Annotated in this window: 18 protein-coding genes; 9 read left to right on the top strand and 9 right to left on the bottom strand. The window is 43.7% G+C overall.

Translation table 11 applies throughout. The features are described 5' to 3' along the window. The first annotated feature begins 35 nt into the window (after positions 1-35). The 3 genes from rsmI (at position 36) to J7I42_RS01510 (ending at position 3,813) form a co-directional block, all read left to right on the top strand. Positions 36-737, top strand: a complete 702-nt coding sequence (gene rsmI, locus J7I42_RS01520) for a 16S rRNA (cytidine(1402)-2'-O)-methyltransferase (RefSeq protein WP_209137005.1) — start codon at positions 36-38, stop codon at positions 735-737. A gap of 295 nt (positions 738-1,032) precedes the next feature. Beyond that, positions 1,033-1,488 carry a PepSY-like domain-containing protein gene (locus J7I42_RS01515; protein WP_209137004.1) on the top strand — a complete coding sequence of 152 codons (456 nt, stop codon included), beginning with the start codon at positions 1,033-1,035 and terminating at the stop codon, positions 1,486-1,488. A 303-nt stretch (positions 1,489-1,791) separates the two neighbouring features. After that, complete coding sequence (locus tag J7I42_RS01510; RefSeq protein WP_209137003.1) at positions 1,792-3,813, top strand: M1 family metallopeptidase; 2,022 nt, start codon at positions 1,792-1,794, stop codon at positions 3,811-3,813. 268 nt (positions 3,814-4,081) lie between these two features. On the opposite strand, the gene J7I42_RS01505 is transcribed toward J7I42_RS01510, so the two are convergent. The 3 genes from J7I42_RS01505 to J7I42_RS01495 all read right to left on the bottom strand — a co-directional run bounded on the left by J7I42_RS01505 (position 4,082) and on the right by J7I42_RS01495 (position 6,682). Continuing rightward, positions 4,082-4,726 carry a response regulator gene (locus J7I42_RS01505; protein WP_209137002.1) on the bottom strand — a complete coding sequence of 215 codons (645 nt, stop codon included), beginning with the start codon at positions 4,724-4,726 and terminating at the stop codon, positions 4,082-4,084. Positions 4,727-4,922: 196 nt separating this feature from the next. Then, positions 4,923-5,573 carry a 16S rRNA (guanine(527)-N(7))-methyltransferase RsmG gene (gene rsmG / locus J7I42_RS01500; protein ID WP_209137001.1) on the bottom strand — a complete coding sequence of 217 codons (651 nt, stop codon included), beginning with the start codon at positions 5,571-5,573 and terminating at the stop codon, positions 4,923-4,925. Continuing rightward, positions 5,543-6,682 (bottom strand): glycosyltransferase, encoded by a 1,140-nt coding sequence (locus J7I42_RS01495; RefSeq protein WP_209137000.1) that lies wholly within the window; start codon positions 6,680-6,682, stop codon positions 5,543-5,545. Before J7I42_RS01495 ends, rsmG begins: the two co-directional genes overlap by 31 nt. Positions 6,683-7,245: 563 nt before the next feature. On the opposite strand from J7I42_RS01495, the gene tgt reads away from it, so the two are divergent. Then, entirely contained in the window at positions 7,246-8,385 is a 1,140-nt protein-coding gene (gene tgt, locus J7I42_RS01490; protein WP_209136999.1) for a tRNA guanosine(34) transglycosylase Tgt, read from the top strand. Positions 8,386-8,593: 208 nt separating this feature from the next. Here tgt and J7I42_RS01485 read toward each other — a convergent pair whose 3' ends face one another. Continuing rightward, positions 8,594-9,379 (bottom strand): carboxylesterase family protein, encoded by a 786-nt coding sequence (locus tag J7I42_RS01485; RefSeq protein ID WP_209136998.1) that lies wholly within the window; start codon positions 9,377-9,379, stop codon positions 8,594-8,596. Between the two features lie 432 nt (positions 9,380-9,811). Here J7I42_RS01485 and J7I42_RS01480 point away from each other — a divergent pair, with 432 nt between their 5' ends. From J7I42_RS01480 to J7I42_RS01470, 3 genes are all read left to right on the top strand, one after another. After that, complete coding sequence (locus tag J7I42_RS01480) at positions 9,812-10,912, top strand: LptF/LptG family permease (RefSeq protein WP_209136997.1); 1,101 nt, start codon at positions 9,812-9,814, stop codon at positions 10,910-10,912. Positions 10,913-11,070: 158 nt separating this feature from the next. Beyond that, the gene (locus tag J7I42_RS01475; protein ID WP_209136996.1) at positions 11,071-12,396 is read left to right on the top strand and encodes a citrate (Si)-synthase, eukaryotic; all 1,326 of its coding nucleotides are present in this window, start codon (positions 11,071-11,073) and stop codon (positions 12,394-12,396) included. 292 nt (positions 12,397-12,688) lie between these two features. Then, positions 12,689-12,988, top strand: a complete 300-nt coding sequence (locus tag J7I42_RS01470; protein ID WP_209136995.1) for a hypothetical protein — start codon at positions 12,689-12,691, stop codon at positions 12,986-12,988. 3 nt (positions 12,989-12,991) lie between these two features. On the opposite strand, the gene J7I42_RS01465 is transcribed toward J7I42_RS01470, so the two are convergent. Together J7I42_RS01465 and J7I42_RS01460 are read right to left on the bottom strand one after the other, a co-directional pair. Then, on the bottom strand, positions 12,992-13,663 hold the full coding sequence (locus J7I42_RS01465; RefSeq protein WP_209136994.1) for a hypothetical protein: 672 nt from the start codon (positions 13,661-13,663) through the stop codon (positions 12,992-12,994). Between the two features lie 21 nt (positions 13,664-13,684). Beyond that, positions 13,685-14,200 (bottom strand): hypothetical protein, encoded by a 516-nt coding sequence (locus J7I42_RS01460; RefSeq protein ID WP_209136993.1) that lies wholly within the window; start codon positions 14,198-14,200, stop codon positions 13,685-13,687. 339 nt (positions 14,201-14,539) lie between these two features. Here J7I42_RS01460 and J7I42_RS01455 point away from each other — a divergent pair, with 339 nt between their 5' ends. Next, complete coding sequence (locus J7I42_RS01455; RefSeq protein ID WP_209136992.1) at positions 14,540-15,976, top strand: WD40/YVTN/BNR-like repeat-containing protein; 1,437 nt, start codon at positions 14,540-14,542, stop codon at positions 15,974-15,976. A gap of 17 nt (positions 15,977-15,993) precedes the next feature. Here J7I42_RS01455 and J7I42_RS01450 read toward each other — a convergent pair whose 3' ends face one another. Beyond that, a complete protein-coding gene (locus J7I42_RS01450; protein ID WP_209136991.1) occupies positions 15,994-16,737 on the bottom strand; it encodes a glucose 1-dehydrogenase in 744 nt (247 codons plus the stop codon). 89 nt (positions 16,738-16,826) lie between these two features. Between J7I42_RS01450 and J7I42_RS01445 the strand changes: the two genes are divergently transcribed. After that, positions 16,827-17,162: a winged helix-turn-helix transcriptional regulator gene (locus J7I42_RS01445; protein ID WP_209136990.1), complete on the top strand. Its 336-nt coding sequence runs from the start codon at positions 16,827-16,829 to the stop codon at positions 17,160-17,162. 209 nt (positions 17,163-17,371) lie between these two features. Here J7I42_RS01445 and J7I42_RS01440 read toward each other — a convergent pair whose 3' ends face one another. Both J7I42_RS01440 and J7I42_RS01435 read right to left on the bottom strand, forming a co-directional pair. After that, complete coding sequence (locus tag J7I42_RS01440; RefSeq protein WP_209136989.1) at positions 17,372-18,136, bottom strand: LytR/AlgR family response regulator transcription factor; 765 nt, start codon at positions 18,134-18,136, stop codon at positions 17,372-17,374. Continuing rightward, a complete protein-coding gene (locus tag J7I42_RS01435; protein WP_209136988.1) occupies positions 18,117-19,136 on the bottom strand; it encodes a sensor histidine kinase in 1,020 nt (339 codons plus the stop codon). Before J7I42_RS01435 ends, J7I42_RS01440 begins: the two co-directional genes overlap by 20 nt. Between the last annotated feature and the right edge of the window lie 19 nt (positions 19,137-19,155).

Raw genomic sequence — 19,155 nt, 5'->3', positions numbered from 1 at the left:
TGGAAGCATGTTAACATATTAGCGCATTATCAATTATGCTTTATATAGTTCCCACCCCCATTGGCAATTTGCAGGATATTACGCTCAGGGCCCTGGAGGTGTTGAAGCAGGTTGATCTGATACTGGCTGAAGATACCCGCACCTCGAGCAAATTGTTAAATCACTATCAGATATCGCGGCCGCTTACAACCTATCACCAGCATAACGAGCATCAGATAGTGCCACATCTCACCAGCCAGTTACTGGAAGGTAAGACCATGGCTATGATATCAGATGCCGGCACTCCGGGTATTTCCGATGCCGCGTTTTTGCTCGTGCGCGAATGTATTAAGCAAGGTATAAAAGTAGAATGCCTCCCCGGCGCTACCGCATTTGTTCCCGCCCTGGTGAACAGTGGGCTTCCTATGACCCGCTTTACGTTTGAAGGTTTCCTTCCGCCTAAAAAGGGACGTCAAACCATGTTAAAAAAACTGGCCGAAGAAGATCGCACTATGATCATTTATGAATCACCGCACCGACTACTTAAAACCCTGCAGGAGTTTGTTCAATACTTTGGTGCCGATCGTTTATGCAGCGTAAGCCGTGAGCTTAGTAAAATGTATGAAGAAAATGCACATGGTACGTTGCAGGAGTTGGTTACACACTTTCAACAAAAAGATGTTAAGGGGGAGATTGTTATTGTCTTAGCTGGGAAGGAGGTGATAAAAGGTAATTCAAGAGATGAAAGTGGTGAATGAGATGTGAATTTGAAAGTTGACCAGTTGATCAGTTGACCAGGATGAAGCGCGAACCCTTTCAAGTTTCACGTTTCTCGTTTGACAGCTTGTCCCGACTTGTCGTGATTTCACGATTACCGGCCCCGGGCGCAGCGAAGGCCGGATCGCCGACTGCCGACTTGTCCGCCGAAGCCTTGGCGTAAGCGGATTCAACGCTCACCATTGCCCACTCTTCACACTATTAACTATTTTTTTGTTTTCAGTATAGCAACAAGGTTTGAAATTTGCATGGTAACCTATAAATATGCATTTAGTTATGAAAAAACTCATTAGTTATTGCCTGGCGTTGACGCTTACTTTTGCCATATATAATACCGCTGATGCACAGGTGCGTAAAGTACCAGCTGAAGTAACCGAAGCGTTCAGACAGAAATACCCCACCGCACTGAATGTAGAATGGCGCGACCGCTTAAGCGGGTTTACCGCCTCCTTCGATCAGAATAATATCCACTACGAAGCAAAATTTACCAATAAAGGCTTTTGGCAAAGTACCGAGAATAAAGTTCCGGATGCAGACATTCTCCCCGCTGTAAAAGAGGGCTTTCAAAAAAGTAAATATGCTGAAGAGTGGTCTATAAAACAGGCTTATAAAATAGACCTGCGCGAAGCCAAAACACAATACCGCCTCGATATTCAGAAAAATGATATCCTGAAAAAACAATTGTTTTTCGATAGCACCGGCCGGATGCTAAGAGATAATATCACCCTATAGGATCTTAATATAACTACATATATAAAAAAACAAGTCCCCCCGATACCTCGGGGGGATTCCTGTTTATGCTGTTGAATGTGAAAAGCAGTAAAAATTCTTCTAATGGAATGCCCACAAATCTATTACATATTAATTTATAATAACAAATCTGACTTTTTTTCTGCTGAAAACTTGAATTTGATCAAGCATAACGGGCTTGTTGTTGATCTGTGACAACAGCCGCTTACAACTTATAACTATTTATAATTTTTCTTTTTTAATTACCTTCCGCACTTGAAAACTTTATTTAAACAAAATACTTACATGATGCGTAAGAGGATTTATACACTGACGACCTGTACTCTGTTAACAGTGGTGGCGTGGGCACAACCCGACAGGTGGCAACAGCGGGTGAAATACACGATGGATGTTGCCATGAATGTAACTACCAACCGGTTTACCGGTAAACAACGGTTGGAGTATACCAATAACTCTCCCGATACCCTTAAAAAAGTATTCTATCACTTATACTGGAATGCCTTTCAACCAAATAGTATGATGGACAGTCGCAGCCGCGCATTGGGACAAAAAACTACCAATGGCCGTGCCGACTGGGACCCTCGTGTAAAGGACCGTATTCAGAACCTGAAACCAGATGAAATAGGTTATCAAAAGGTGTTGTCGTTAAAAATGAACGGCATAGCGTTGAAGTACACCGTGGATGAAACAATTCTGGAAGTACCGCTTACTGTACCGATCCTGCCCAAAGCCAAAGTGGTGTTTGAAATGGAATTTGAGGCGCAGGTGCCTTTACAGATCAGACGGAGTGGCCGCGATAACCCGGGTACTGGTGTACGTTACTCTATGAGCCAGTGGTATCCCAAAATGTGTGAATACGATTATGAAGGCTGGCATCCCACCCCTTATATAGCGCGTGAGTTTTATGGCGTATGGGGCGATTATGAAGTGAACATTACCATCGATAAAAAGTACATGATCGGTGGAACAGGCTATTTACAAAACCCCAACCAGATAGGTTTTGGATACCAGGACCCTGGGGTAAGAATGGCGGCGCCTACAGGTCCCACCTTAACCTGGCGTTTTGTAGCGCCCAACGTGCATGACTTTATGTGGGCGGCTGATCCTGATTACGTGCATTTGACCCGCACTATTGCCGGCGGTCCGGTTATTCACGTGATCTACAACCGTGAAGAAGACCTGCTGCGCAGAACATACGAAGCAATGCCTGCCGATAAGAAAAAGAATTATGCCAATGCAGATGCCTATATTAAGTGGTTTGATGCGGAGTGGAACCGCATAGCAGATGCCGCTGTAACCGTGTTGCCTTTTATTGAAAAGAAATTCGGCGCTTACCCTTACAAACAATATACATTTATCCATGGGGGCGATGGGGGGATGGAATATCCCATGAGTACCCTGATTGTTGGCCCCAGTGTAAGCACTGCCTTTCATGAATGGATGCACAGCTGGTACCAGGGTATGCTGGGCACTAATGAATCGGAATATGGCTGGATGGATGAAGGCTTTACAAGCTACGCTGCAGCCCTGGTCACTAATTATTATCAAACAGTTTCAGGTTCTGCTGTAACAGAAACAACCGCAGGTACAGGTCCGCGTAAGAAAACGCTGGTTGATTCGCTTACAAAAAGCAGATCGTTCCTGGGCACTGCCAGTCCGCACGAAGATGCTTATGACAATTACTTCGGACTGGTGGCCAGCCGCCTGGAAGAACCGTTAACTACCCATGCCGATCACTTTGAAACAAACTTTGCTTACAGCCTTGCTTCGTATTCAAAGGGAGAGGTGTTTATAGAACAATTGGGATACGTTGTAGGAGCACAGATGCGCGATAAGATCCTGATGGATTATTATAACCAATGGCGCTTCAAACATCCTAATGTAAATGATTTTATTCGCGTAGCAGAAAAGGCCAGTGATATGAAGCTGGACTGGTACCGCGAATACTTTGTGAATACCACCAAGACAATTGACTATGGTATAGATAGTTTGTGGGAAGAAGGGGGGAAAACAAAGATCAGGTTAAAACGCCTGGGCAATATGCCAATGCCTATTGATCTGCTGGTGACATTTAAAGATGGCAGCAAGCTGATGGCTTATGTGCCCATGTATTTGATGTTTGGGGAGAAACCGGTAGAGGATGCTGCCATTCCCCGCAATGTATATGAGCCCTGGAAGTGGACCCATCCCCAATACACCCTGGAAGTAATTCACAAGATCACTGATCTGAAGGTTATTGAAATTGATCCTTCCATGCGAATGGCTGATGTTGATAGAAAGAATAACAAACTGGATATTCCCTGGTAACAGGATGATCCTGAGAATAAAAAAACGTCCTCCTGAAGGTAAGGGAGGACGTTTTTTTTGTAACTAAACAGGTACTTAATCAAAAAGGCCGCTCCTCAACGAACGGCCCCCTTAAAATAAGGTTATTGACGAACAGAGCACAGGAAGGTAAAATGGCATGTAAGTATTTGATGTGACAACCAGATGCAAATCTAGGCTCGTATTAATATTAAAACAATACTACTTTGTGGGTAATTTTGTTCCTTTAACACGACCTAATCCCTCCGGATTACCGTCCAAAGAACTTATTAATAGCTTCAACGCGATTATTTACATGTAACTTTTCGTATATGTGATATACGTGTTTTCGCACTGTTTCCTGGCTGATGAATAAACTGGCGGCTATTTCTTTATACAGCATACCTTTAGCCAGTAATTCCAGGATCTCTTTTTCACGATTCGATAAAACGCTGAGAGAGTTCTCCGCAGCTTCAGCGCCCGCTTTATTTTGTTGAAAGGCCGCTACTACTTTACGAGCGATCTGACTGCTCATGGGAGCACCGCCTTCCTGTAATTCCCTAATGGCTTCCAGTAACTTATGAGGAGCTGTTTTCTTTAAAATATATCCACTGGCGCCGGCGCTTAATGCTTCAAAGATCTTTTCATCGTCTTCATACACCGTACACATCATAAAAAGGATCTCAGGATAATCTGATTTCAGGTGTTTCACTACATCGATCCCACTTTCGCCTTCACCCAGGTTTATATCCATCAGCACAACATTCGGCTTCAGATCAGGGATTTTCACCAGCGCTTCTTCTGCAGTTGCACTACTTCCCAACAACTGGTATCCTTCCGACATCGTTACGATCTGTTCCAGAGCAGACCGAATATCTTTTGTATCATCAACAATACATACAGTAATATCCATCATGGTACAAAGTTCAGTTTTTTGCCGAAACGTAAAATACCACTTTAAGGTAGTTTTACTTACTATACATAAAAACATTCATTGTTTGTCATTGAATGTTAAATACATAGAATTGACTATTGAAAGAAGCATATAGCCGCCGGTCATCCCGCTTTGGGGATAACTAACAATGGCTAATTACTTTTAAAGCTTCACTTATTCAGACAGAAACGTATAACATATACTTCTCTTTGAAGTATTCCTCCTTAAAGATCTCATAGACTTCCATTAAACGGGGTCTGCAGCCGCTTTCAGAGATCTCCTGCCCCAGGTCACCGCCTTTTAAGCAAATGAGCCCGGGCTTTTGATTTTCACTGTTGGGTGATGGTTTCTTCAACAAGGGCTTTGACCAGTGCCATAGGTCTTTTAATGGCGCCACCGCTCTTGACACTACAAAGTCAAACTTTTTGTCTTTGATCTCTTCAATGCGACTATGGCGGGTAGTAACGTTCTTCAATTGCAGGCCTTCGGCTACGGCATCCACTACCTTTAATTTCTTGCCAATACTATCAACCAGCAGGAATTTTACCTCAGGGAAAAAGATGGCCAGCGGGATACCCGGAAAGCCGCCACCCGTACCCAGGTCAACAATGGTTGAACCAGGTTTAAACTCAAAAGCAGTGGCTATGGCTAAAGAATGCAGCACATGCTTTTCGTAGAGGCTTTCCATGTCCTTACGCGAAATAACGTTGATCTTGCTGTTCCAGTCGTTATACAGTTCGTCCAAAGCGGCGAATTGTTGAAGCTGAACAGGGGTGAAGTCACTGAAATACTTAGTTATCAGTGCCAGTTTTTGTTGGGCTTTCTCCATATTGAAGGAGCAAAGATGAAGTAATGTATGAACATCCAGATATCTAAAATCCACCACCAGTAAAAAAGATCCCTTTCATTCATCTTTTTCATGGCGTTGTAATAAACCACCGCCTGCCACAGGAAGCGGATCCCAAATACGCCCAGTGTCAATCGCCAGTCGAAAAAGAACATACACAACACAAACAACGGATAAACAAAAAAATGGGAGGTGGAATATAGACCTAACAGGAATTTATGAACCGGTTTGTAAAATTTGCTGGTGCTGTAGTGACGGTTCTTCTGACGGATCCAGTCGCCAAACCTACGTTTAGGTTCCGACAAAGTGAACGCTTCAGGATCGAGCACTACATTCACATTATGTTTGGTAGCAACCTGGTTAATGAACAGGTCATCATCACCGCTGGCTACGTGGTTGATGGAAGAAAAACCTTTTGTACGGAAGAACAACTCGCGTTTGTACGACAGGTTTCTGCCCACACCCATATATGGCAAACCGGCAAGCGCATACGACATATATTGCAGGGCAGAATGGAATGTTTCAAAACGGATGATCTTGTTTAAAATACCGGGCTTTTTGTTGTAGGCGCCATAACCCAGTACAATCTCAATCCCATCATGATAGGCTTCCTGCATTTTTTGTAACCAGAACTCAGAAGCAGGCACACAGTCGGCATCGGTAAGTAATAATATTTCGTGTTTGGCTTCTTTTATACCAATAGACAACGGATATTTTTTACCGGGAATACCCAGTGCTTCCTGTTCCAGGTTTATGGCCTGCAGGTTCTTAAAGGTCTTTTTAAACTCATCTAGCAGGTAACGGGTTTCGTCCTGGCTATTATGGTTTACCACAATCAACTCATGCGTGGTAGGGTAGGTTTGCACCAGCACGCCGGGTAAATATTTGGTAAGATTATTTGCTTCATCCCGGGCGCACACAATAATGCTCACCGCATGGGTTTGTGTTTTCTCTTTGGAAGCTGATTTAAAAAAAGCTACACGTCGAAAAAATGCTATATAATAAATTAACTGGATCAGAATAACCAGACAAAACAATGCAAACAGTATCCAAGGCCACCAGGTTATGAAAAACGTTTGTATCTCGCCCATAAGAGAAATTAATTTAGGCACGGTCCGTGAAGGTTTTGCACGAAAATAGGATAAACTAATGAGTTTTTAATTCGAAGTTGTACCCATCTGGTGTGAGTTTCAGCAGAAAAATTATTGTATTGATTATGGTAAATATTTGGTGAAAGGCAATGGGCAGTGGGGGAATACAGGTCAAAGCAGAAAGCCTGAAGCCGAAAGCAAATACAGGCCGCAAGCTTCACGCCGCAAGCAATACCCTCAACGCGGCATCCGCGTCGCGGTCCATTGCCCATTGCCTATTCAATGTCGTTTAGTTAATGCTTGTTTTGAGGCATCCCCTCCTGGGAGGGGTAGGGGTGGGTTTATAATGTTAATATCATTATTCTGTGTTTCATAATAGGTTAATCAAATTAATACCGTTTATGTGCAGCACCCCGCGGCCTCCCGATGCATCGGGAGGATTTAGCGCTCTCCATTTCGCTTAACTAAACGACATTGATTGCCCATTGCCGTCTGCCTTCCCCCGAAACAGCCATTAATAAAGCCGATGCAACATATTATCTTTGCAGCCCAATAAAATAAAAATGGCTGCATTACAATTCACTTTACAACATACCGATAACCAGACAAAAGCCAGGGCAGGACATATTGTCACCGATCATGGTGAAATTGCCACGCCTATCTTCATGCCGGTTGGTACCGTTGGCAGTGTTAAGGCGGTGAGCCAACAACAGTTGAAAGAAGAAGTAAATGCATCCATCATATTAGGTAACACGTATCACCTGTATTTGCGTCCCGGTACCGGAGTAATGGAAAAAGCGGGTGGTTTACACCGTTTTAATGGCTGGGACCGGCCCATTTTAACAGATAGCGGCGGTTACCAGGTATTCTCTCTGGCCGGTACCCGTAAAATAACTGAAGAGGGTGCCTTGTTTCAATCTCATATCGACGGGTCCAAACATATGTTTTCGCCTGAAGCAGTAATGGATATACAACGGACCATTGGCGCCGACATCATCATGGCATTTGATGAATGTCCGCCATACCCCAGCGAGTATAAGTATGCCGAAAAGTCGATGCACCTGACCCATCGCTGGCTTGACCGTTGTTTTAAACGTTTTAACGAAACTCCTGATAAATACGGGTATACCCAAAACCTGTTCCCAATTGTGCAGGGAAGTACCTATACTGACCTGCGTAAAGCTTCCTGTGAATACATAGCCTCCAAGGAAGCCACTGGAAATGCCATTGGCGGTTTAAGTGTTGGTGAACCAGATAACATGTTGTATGACCTGTGCGGTTTGTGTTGTGATAATTTGCCGGTTCATAAGCCCCGTTATTTGATGGGGGTGGGTACGCCCTGGAATATCCTGGAATGTATTGCCCTGGGCATAGATATGTTTGATTGCGTAATGCCCACCCGCAATGGACGAAATGCCATGCTGTTCACTTCCCAGGGTGTAATTAATATCGATAATAAAAAATGGGAGCACGATTTTTCTCCACTCGATGAGGGCATTGATTGTGTGGTGAGCAATTACTATTCTAAAGCCTACCTGCGTCACCTGGTAAAAGCGAAAGAAATACTGGGACTTACCATTGCCAGCGTTCATAACCTTGCCTTCTATTTATGGTTGGTGCGCCAGGCAAGACACCATATTCTGCTCGGAGATTTTAACGGTTGGAAGAATGAGATGGTGGTTCGTTTACAAACGAGATTGTAAGAAGGCAATAGGCAACGGGCAATAGGCAGTAGGAATACAGCCCAGGTCGAATGCCTAAAGCTGAAAGCAAAAACAACTCAAGATATAAAGCTTAAAGCCGAAAGTCAAAACAGCTGCCAGCCGCAGCTTCACGATGCACGCCGTCGTGGCAATGGTGGCCGCGAACGGACCCATTGCCCATTGCCCATTGCCTATTGCCTTTCAAAAGCTACTTCTTTTGCTTAAATAACCAGGGTAATAAACCTGCCTCAGCAAACGCATTATCCCAACTATTGTGACCCACTCCGGGATACTCAGTATATTTCACTTTAGCACCGGCAGCTTTTAGTGCATTGTTCATAAGCCGTGAATTACTAACCGGCACAGCTGGATCACTATCGCCATGAAAGATCCAGAGCGGGAATTTTCTGGCATACAGCGTTACTTTATTCGGATCACCAGCCCCACAAATGGGAATAGCAGCCGCAAAGAAATTGGGTTTACGCCACAGGAGTTCAAAGGTGCCCATACCGCCCATTGATAAACCACCCAGGTATATTTTCCGGGTGTTTACAGTACCGCTGGCCGCCAGAGTATCGAGCAGCTGGCTTACCAGGCCAAGGCTTTTTCCAATGGGTTGCTCACTTTTAATAAGGTATTGGCCCAGGGAATCTTTGTTATTAGGATCACGGATTATACGGGCCCACCAGTCTGCCTGGGGGCATTGGGGAAAGATCACAATGGCAGGGAATTGCTGGCGAATGGCTGAATCGGCAAACAGTTTGCCGCCGTGTGTTAACTGGGCTTCATTGTTATTACCCCGTTCGCCAGAGCCATGCAGGAACATAATAAGCGGGTATTTTTTATGCGCATCGTAGTTAAGCGGGTATAGGATGCGATAGCGTAATGTGTCACCACCGGTGATGAATTCTTTCTTTTCGTACAATTGCTGAAACTGGGCTGATAAATTTGTCATGGCAAAGGCCAGTAATAAGGTCAGGACAAGTCTGTGCATCGTTGTTTTCATTTGTGGTATTTCCGTAAATAAGTTTCCGTTGAAAGGCAGTGGGCAGTGGGAAAAAGGAAGACGGCAGACGGCAAATGGTTAGCGATATTTTTAAGTAATAACTATTTGCGTCGTCAAAAATCTTCCGCCTTTTAAGCGACACGCGCAGCGTGGAGCATCGTACAATATTCCATTGCCGATTGCCGAAAAAAAGCAGGGTTCTGCAATAAAGACTTTCCCGTTTCACGACTTAGGATTGATCTTTACCTTCTGTTTACCTCTGCCTACTTATCATTTCATTGCCCATTGCCCATTCCTCATTTCCCCCGGGAAGTTACTATTTTAGCAGATTCCTAAAGTTTAACTAAGAACTAATGCTTAGGCTTAGCAAACTGCCCTTTTGTTGCTACATTTGCCCCGCCGTACATTGCGTGCTATCGAATGATAAAGAAAATTGATTGGTACATATTAAAAAAGTTCATCTCCACCACCGTTTTCATGGTGTTGATCTTTTGTGTAATTGCCGTCGCGATCGATACCAGCGAAAAGGCCGATGACTTTGTGAAATCCGGGTTACCCACCTCCAAGATCATTACGCAGTATTATTTCGGGTTTGTTCCGTTCATTATTTCCATGATCTTTCCGCTGATGGTGTTCATCGCCACTATCTTCTTTACCTCCAAAATGGCGGGTAAAAGCGAGTTAATAGCCATCCTGGCCGGCGGTGTCCGGTTCAACCGAATGTTGCGCCCGTACTTTCTGGGGGCATTACTGCTGGGTGGTACTTTCTGGGTGGCAACCCAATGGTTCATTCCCAAAGCCATGTTGTTGCGTGCCAATTTTCAGGCAACCTACATAGATAGTAAAAGCTCTTACGAGCAGGGCGAGGCCGCCAAGCGTACCCGCCATTATTATTTCAGGGTCGATGCCAATACGTTTGCCGGCATGCGCAATTATGATACTGCTACCAAATCGGCCAACGATTTTTATATGGACAGGTTAAGTGGCTATAAAATGACCTATAACCTGCGGGCCGATTACCTGAAGTGGGACACTGCTAAAAAGACCTGGAAATTACAAAACGCAGTAGAGCGGAGAATTGTAGGGGTGAAGGAGATCACGAAGACCATTCCTGAAATGACGCTGAATTTGAACCTGAAGCCAAGCGAGATCAAATTCGATAAATACTTAAAGGATAAAATGACCACGCCGGAACTGGTGCGGTATATAAAAAGCGAAGAACGCCGCGGGGCCGAGAACTTGAACGACTATAAAGTAGAACGGTATCGCCGCGACGCCAACCCCATCTCAGTATTCATCTTAACATTAATAGGCGCAGTAGTAGCTGCACGTAAAACACGCGGTGGAAGTGGTTTAAACCTGGCTATAGGTATTGTTGCCGCCGCTTTCTTTGTGGTGATGGACAAGTTTTCACTCACCTTTTCTACCAAAGGAAACTTTCCTCCTATGCTCGCCGCCTGGACGCCGAACATAATATTTTCAATTTTTGCAGTCTGGATGTATCGTATTGCACCAAAATAAATATATACATTAAAGAAATATTAATATAGTTAAGCGGTTGTTGTTTATTGCGATCATAATCATTGCTGAATTAATTTTGTTCTTTTGAGGGGGTTTGTTATAACTTTAGCCAAAGTTCTATCTCATTATTACATATTTACAAATAATCATACTGCATCATGGGAATACTTAAAGATCGGTTTAAGGTAAAGGCAGAGGCACACGCGACCGAAGTAAAAGAGCTGTTAAAGCAAAATGGTTCTAAAAAAATCGGCGAAGTTCAATTGTCCCAGATCTACCAGGGAATGCGTGGAATAACCGGCCTGGTGTCAGAAACATCATTACTCGATGCAAAAGAAGGGATCCGTTTCCGTGGTTATTCAATCCCAGATCTACAAAAAAGTTTACCCAAAGTACCCGGTGGCAATGAACCTTTACCTGAAGGCTTGTTCTACCTAATGCTGATTGGCGAATTACCCGATGAAGAAGCGGTGGCCTATATTACCAGCAGCTGGCAGCGCCGTTCACATGTTCCCAATCACGTTTTTGCCGCTATTGATGCACTCCCTGTAACTGCTCACCCCATGACCATGTTTGTATCGGGTATTATGGCCCTGCAAACTGAAAGTAACTTTGCCCGCCGTTATGCAGATGGCATGAACAAAAAGGACTACTGGGATGCCGTGTTCGATGATTCAATGGACCTCATCGCCCGTTTACCCCGTGTAGCCGCTTACATATACCGTCGTAAATATCATAACAACCAGCATATTCAACCCAATGGCCTGCTCGACTGGGCTGGTAACCTGGCACACATGCTCGGTTTCGAAGATGAAAGCTTTAAAGAACTGATGCGTTTGTACATGACCATTCATGCCGACCATGAAGGTGGAAACGTATCGGCCCATACTACGCACCTGGTTGGTTCTGCGTTAAGCGATCCTTATCTGAGCCTTGCTGCGGGGATGAATGGTTTGGCTGGCCCCTTACACGGCCTGGCTAACCAGGAAGTGGTGAAGTGGATCACGGAGATGCAGCAAGAACTGAAAACTGAGGTGCCTACAAAAGGACAAATTGAAACTTACGTAAAAAATACGCTGTCTTCTGGTAAAGTGGTTCCTGGTTATGGTCACGCTGTATTGCGTAAAACCGACCCTCGTTTCACTGCCCAAATGGATTTTGCGAAACGTCATTTCCCTGAAGACCCGCTGGTACAGATCGTTTGGAATATATATGATGTAGTTCCCCCCATTCTGGAGTCACTGGGCAAGGTTAAAAACCCATGGCCCAATGTGGATGCACACAGTGGCGCCCTGCTGGTTCACTACGGCATGAAGGAGTATGAATTCTATACTGTACTGTTTGGGGTTAGCCGCTCATTAGGCGTACTGGCCAGTCTTATTTGGGACAGAGCACTGGGTTTTGCCCTCGAACGTCCGAAGTCAGTAACTACCGATCTGGTAAAATCCTGGCTCAGCGGAAAAGACGAGATCTGGGGCGACTAATTATTTCATACAGAACTTTTTATAAAACAAAGCCTTCTCGATAGATCGGGAGGGCTTTTTCATTTGGTATCGCCGGGAGACGGCCCTCCTTCTCCGCCAGTCGGCGGATTCGGCGGGCCAAGCCTTCATCCTAGGGTCATCCTAGGGGCATCCTGGGGTTATCTTAGGGTCATCTTAGGGTTAAAAGCCCAGGATAACCCCGAAATAACACCAGGATAACCGTAAGAAAACCCCAGGATATGAGCTACCATACAGAAATATTAGTTATATTCAGTATGTAAATTCTACCATTATGGCTATAAGTAATAGTGTATTGCTCCGGCTGCTTTCGGGTCAGATGAATAAAGAAATTTGTTTCAAGCAATATGGCGACAAAACCGTGGTGAGTAAATATCCCGATATGAGCGGGCGGGTCCTTAGCGCCAAACAAAAGGAGATGCAGGAAAGAATGTTCGAAGCCAATGCGGTTGCCAAGAGTATTCTGGCCGATGAGGAACTGGCTAAAGATGCACAGGTACGCTTAAATGTAACGCGTAATAAGCTGTATACAGCGTTGATAAAAGAATATTTTAAGAGCCTTAAAGAAGGCTAACGCTTAACGCTGTGTGCGCTGACTGAGCAATGGGCTGTATTTTTTCGGCAGTTGTTCTTCGTCGATAAAAACAGTATCCAGCCCGTTCTTGGTAAAGTCTATCAGCGTATAGAGATATCGCTTTTCGGTGGTAGTATCCTGTGGGTTATCTACACTGTTATCGTGGCCCTGGAACTCTTCTATGAGCGCCTGCAGATGTTTACTGCTGGTATCTCTGAAGAGCCAGCTTGTCTTTTTCAGAAAATCCCCGGCATCGCCCCAAATTTCTCCCAGTTCTATATGTGAAGTAAGACTGTCTTTTCTTCGGTCGAAAAAGAACAATTTAACGGAAGAGGGCTCATATTCCGAAGGGGTCCTTGTTAATAGACCCACACGGGCGCTATCGATCATGAATTTGTAAATGGCGAACAACTCAGGGTTTTCACTGGAATGGTGCTGCGCTATCTCAGCGGGAAATAATAAAGCATTCAGGCTGTCGATTGGGCGGCCAATGCAGGTACTGTCGTTGTTATCGGGCGAATGAACTTCCAGGGTATCGATGGCAATATTTACATACTGGGCGAACAGGCCTTTAAACCTGCCTTTGTATTCAATACCACCTTTTGATTTTATTGGTTTGGGCCGGTCGCAGCTAAACAGGGCGACCAAACCAGCCAGGAAGAACAGTTTTTTCATAACGGTGTATTAAAACTAACTCTAACACCCACCTTCGCCCCGCACTTTAAACGTAGTTTTTATTTTTTTACTGATAATTTGTATGGTGCCGGAATAGGTATATAGTTCATCAACAACCTTTTCTTCCTTCTTACGGAGGATCACTTTATAGCCCACCGCATAATATACCTCCACAGAGCTGATGGCATTCAGTTGCTTTGACTCCCGCCTGTTCTTTTTGAGCTGAATGTCCTTTCCCTTGATCCTTATAAGGGCGAAATCACCCATATCGGAGAGGAAAACATACTTTTCGTCGCTCATTTTACAGGTGTCATAGGTGAAAAATTCACCACAGCCATCAATAGAGCCGGGAATTGATTTCAGGAATTCCAATCTGGGACCGGTGAAAACTGGAGTAGTAGGGACGGTAGGTTTAACCGTCTTTTTTTCGGTTTTTTTAGGAGTACTGGGTTTTGGTTTGCTATCCTTAGCCCCGTCGCTATCGGTACAATGAGCAAACACCAGCGCAGTTAACAGAATAACAGCAAATCTTTTCATCTTTTAAATCAGGTTAGGATACCGGGTAAATCGGGCGTGAAGATACTGATTGTGCGATGAAATCCATAACCTTCCTGCTGTATTATGGATATTTATTATGTGAATTTGCCCTAACGGTCAATGCTTAAAGTGCGGTTTTAATGTGAAACCAACCAGGAATCGATTGATTGGATTAAAAAGCAGTTGGAGAATTAGCTTTGCGACAGGGCTGCCAAGTCGTGCGCGCTCTCGTTATTCTTACGGTACATTTATCCAATCCTGATTTAAGTATAATTCACACTTATTGTTCAAATAAGCACAGTTATAGGCCAAATCCACACGCTTATTAAACAGTTCACCATGTTTTTTTTTAATGATCTATTTTTGTTGTTTGAATCGATTCTTATGCGTAAAAATCCCATCACCCTGTTTAAGCATCTATTGGTGGCTGTTTGGATGCTATTGATAGTACTAAGTACTGCCTGTAAAAAGAATAATGATATAGATACTCCAGTAACAGACGATCCGGTAGTACCGGGTGACACTACAGTAGTAGGTGATTCTACAAAAGCGGGGTTGAAATTAAAATTAGTAGGTGGGGGCGGACAAACGGATACTGTTGGCCAAAGTTTAAAAGAACCGATTCTAGTTAAACTAACGCAGGATGGTCATATACCCGGCGCATTTACGATCCGTTTTGATACCTATGATTGCGACAATAATAAAATAATAAGGGCACAAGAATACTATCATCCAGGTACATATACTAAAGAGCCCCCTGATTCGGTGACAGTATCTTTTTCCTGGGAGTTAAACGGGATCATTGGTACGCAATATGCAAAGGTAACTGTTTGGGATTCATTGAAGCGCCCCCAGGATTCTTTGACTATTACCGCCACGGGTGTGAAAGCATCAGAAAAAGGCTGGCATAAGTCAGGTTGTTCACCTCAGGGTTATAGTGTGGCTTTTGCCCAACTGTCTTCAGGAAGAATCCTATCTGCTACTAACACTTTTGACTCCTTCAATAGTTATATTTATTACTCAGATGATGAAGGGGTAACCTGGACCAGGATGAAAACTTCTCCTAATATTAAGAACTATGCGAGAATGGTTACAACTCCCTCGAATGAAATGTTTTTAAGTGCCTATTATAAGAGCGTGTACTATTCAAAGGACGGTGGTTTAACCTGGGAAACCAGAAATAATATACCGACTTATGCTAGTACAGGAGATGTTTACTATACCCAATCGGGAATACTATTCTGGGCTTACTTGGGTACGGCATACCTATCAAACGATAAAGGTTTAAACTGGCGCCAAATTAACACTCCGAATCCCTATCTTTCCAAATTTTCAGATCCTGTTTCATTAAAAGATGGGACGCTGTTTGCCAAGCATTTTGAGGCGTTAGTTATCTCAACAGACGGAGGAGATAATTGGACCAAATTATGGACATTAGATAAGGACACCGCTATAACATCGGTTTATGTTGACGATAATGATTATGTGTTTGTTGGTTGTTCGAGTAAAACGGTTGGGGCCGGCTTATATGTTTCAAAAGACAGAGGTCAAACCTGGAATTATATATATCCAACTCAATACAATGGTGTATTCAAAATAAATAAATTCAATGGCGTTTATTATTTTTATGCAAGAAACGAGCATGAGTTAATTAGCACAACTGATTTGGTTACTTTTACCAGGATCGATCCCGTGAGGTCGGACGATTATTTTGTAACAAAAAATAATCATTTAATTCTTTCAACCAGCAATGGCTTCCAGTATTACGTGCCGTAATACTGGAAGCTGTTTATTTACAACGTAAGGCCCCCATCTATAACAAACTCAGAACCTGTAATAAAAGAAGCGCTTTCATCACTTAAATAAGTGACCAGTTTGGCCACATCTTCGGCCGTGCCGATCTTTTTAAGCGGGATGGTATTGGTAAGATGGTGCATTATATTATTTACAGTGGTTTCATCCATGCCTGATTTAGTCATTACTTCTGTACGGGTAGGGCCCGGGCTTACAATATTTACCCTGATCTTTCTGGGCGCCAGTTCGGCTGCAGCGGTTTTGGCTATCGAATTCAATGCTGCTTTGCTGGCCTGATAAATTGAACTGTTGGGCTTATAGGTGGAGGCTACAATGGAAGATAAGATCACCACCGAAGCTCCTTCGGCCAGCAGGGGTATAAACTTACTCAGGGTGAAATAAGCCCCTTTAAAATTGATGTCCATTACATTGTCGAAGTTTTCTTCCTCCTGGCTTTCAATGGGACCCATAGAACCCACAATGCCTGCATTGATAAACAGGATATCTACTTTACCAAATTTCTGTTGAACCCCTTTGACCAAATTGTCTGTATCTGTTAAACTGGCCTGATCGGCCACAAATGGGATGGCGCCTAATTCCTTTGCTGCTTTTTCAATAGCTTCTTTACGGCGGCCGGTGATGATCACGGTAGCGCCCTGTGCTACCAGCTCTTTGGCGGTGGCATAACCAATACCACTGTTTCCACCGGTAACAATTGCCACTTTATTGCTGAACTTTTCCATTGTTAAATATTTTTTACAAAGGTATCGGCGTATTGGTATACTTTTGTAACCAGTATCATTGAGTATACCAGTTAATTATTTTAACGATCATGAAAAGAGACCAGGCGGAAGAATTGAAGTCGCTCCAGGATACCCTTTATTTTATTGGGGGAAAATGGCGCATCCCGGTTATTAATTCCCTTTGTAATGGCAACCGGCGTTTCAGGGAAATAGAACGAAGCATTCCGGGTATAACCACCAGAATGTTGTCGAAGGAGTTGAAGGAAATGGAAATGAACAAGCTGGTTAAAAGGACCGTATACGATGATACGCCGGTTTCAGTGGAATACGAACCCACGGAATACTGCCGCACTTTTGGCAATATAATTATGGAAATGATCAACTGGGGAAGGGACCACCGCAAGTTTATTCAGAAGAATAAATGAGACAGCTACAAGCCGCAAGCTGTAAGCTGCAAGCAATACACCTCTGCGCGGAAAATGGGCAAAGAAGTTTCGGTGGCGCAAGTTTGATTATTAGTTTCAAATCCCGACACGCGAAGCGTCGCCGGGACCCATTGCCGTTTCACGATTCACGATCCTGAGCGTAGCGAAGGACCGTGTCTGCCGTCTGTCGTCTGCCGATTGCCGGGGTTTTACCGGTCTCCCATCCACTCCAGGAATGCTGTTGTTTTTTCTTTCCCGATCAATAGTTCATCAGGGGTAGGCAGTACCAGCTTTACAAACAGTTTACGAGCTGAATAATGCTCTACTTCCTTAATAGCTTTAAAGTTTATCAGGTATTGCCGGTTAAGCCGGTAAAACTGTTTGGGCGATAACTGTTCCTGTACCGTTTCGAGCGATTGGGTAAGTGGAAAACTTTGGTTCTGGAAGGTCGTGATGGTAGTGGTATCGTACCGGATGTAAATAAAGGCGATCTGTTCTGTTTGAACTGTAATGTATTTATTGTCTTTAAAAACCAGGAAGCTTTCCTTGCCTTTATTGGCCGCGCTTATTTTAGCCAGTAAACCGCTTAGATCGGGCTGGGTATGTTGCTGGAAAAAATTCTTCAGGTTGTCTACTTTCTCAAACGCCTTCTGTACTTCTTCTTTTGAAAATGGCTTCAGGATATAATCAACGCCGTTAGCCCTGATGGCTTCCAGGGCGTATTCGCCAAAAGCTGTGCAGAACACCACCGGGCAGCGAAGTTGAACGGATTCAAATATTTCAAAAGCCAACCCGTCAGATAGTTGAATATCCATAAACACCAGGTCAGGTTGATCATTGGTGGTAAAAAAGTTCACAGCGCTTTCGACACTTTGTAAGCTGGCTACAATGGTTGCAGTAGGTCGTATGGCTGCAATCATGTTAGCCAGTGATTTGGCGGCTTTTATCTCATCTTCAATAATTACGATTCTCATTTGTAACAGGAAGTTTTATAATAAAGTTTGTTTGGCTCGGTTCAATGATCACCTGCTTGTCTAACAGGTGTAAATAACGTTGTTTAATGTTTTCCAGACCTACCCCGGCTGAAGCTTCTTTTGTTCGCTTTAACTGGATCCTGTTCTCCACAATGATAAAATTATTCTCAGAATAGATGCGCACCTGTAATGGTTTCTCCAATGACACTATGTTATGCTTGATACAATTTTCAATCAGTAATTGCAGGGTGAACGGTGGCATTTTTGATGAGTAATGTGCCTTGTCGATGTTAATGGAAACATCAAGACCATCTTCAAACCGGGCCTTTTGCAGAAAGATATAGGCTTCGAGTATATTCAATTCTTCCGAAACAGGGATCAGATCAAGCTTTCTGCTTTCCAGGGTAAACCGGTAAAAGTCACTCAGTTTTAAAATGAAATCAACTGAATGTTCATCGCTGTTCTCTACCATGTATTTCAGGGTGTTCAAGCTATTGAACAGGAAATGCGGGTTCACCTGTTGTTTTAATAATTCGTATTGGGCAGCGAGGTTGTCCATTTTTGTTCGCTCCAATTCAATACTCACTTTTTGATGCAGATAATTCTGGTACAGGAAGTGAATGAACATATAGAAAAGTACATTCACCAGCACGCCCCTTACTTCAATCATTAACATGCTGGGTCCAAAATCGAGGTGTGTGATCAATTCCTGTTGAAGCAGCGCCAGTAAGAACATAATGCCTACACCGGTAATCAGACTTATTATAAGGCGGCTTACAGACAGGCCTTTGGCAATATCCCTGTGAGTGAATTTGGGAAGTGTAAAGATGTTATAGTACCATACGAACAGGCCGAAAAGCGCGGTTACGCTGCAATTGACCACTGTCTCATAGAGGTGGAAAGGCCGTTCCGCAATTTTGGGAACAGCCATCAAAAGGCCAAGCGCCAGTGAGCTTAACCAAATGATCTTATTGGAGATGGTGAAATTTTTTGTGCTCATTTGTAGAGTCAAATGTAGA

The sequence above is a fragment of the Niastella soli genome (assembly GCF_017742245.1).
Lineage (GTDB): Bacteria > Bacteroidota > Bacteroidia > Chitinophagales > Chitinophagaceae > Niastella > Niastella soli.
This window is presented reverse-complemented; position numbering and strand designations above follow the sequence as displayed.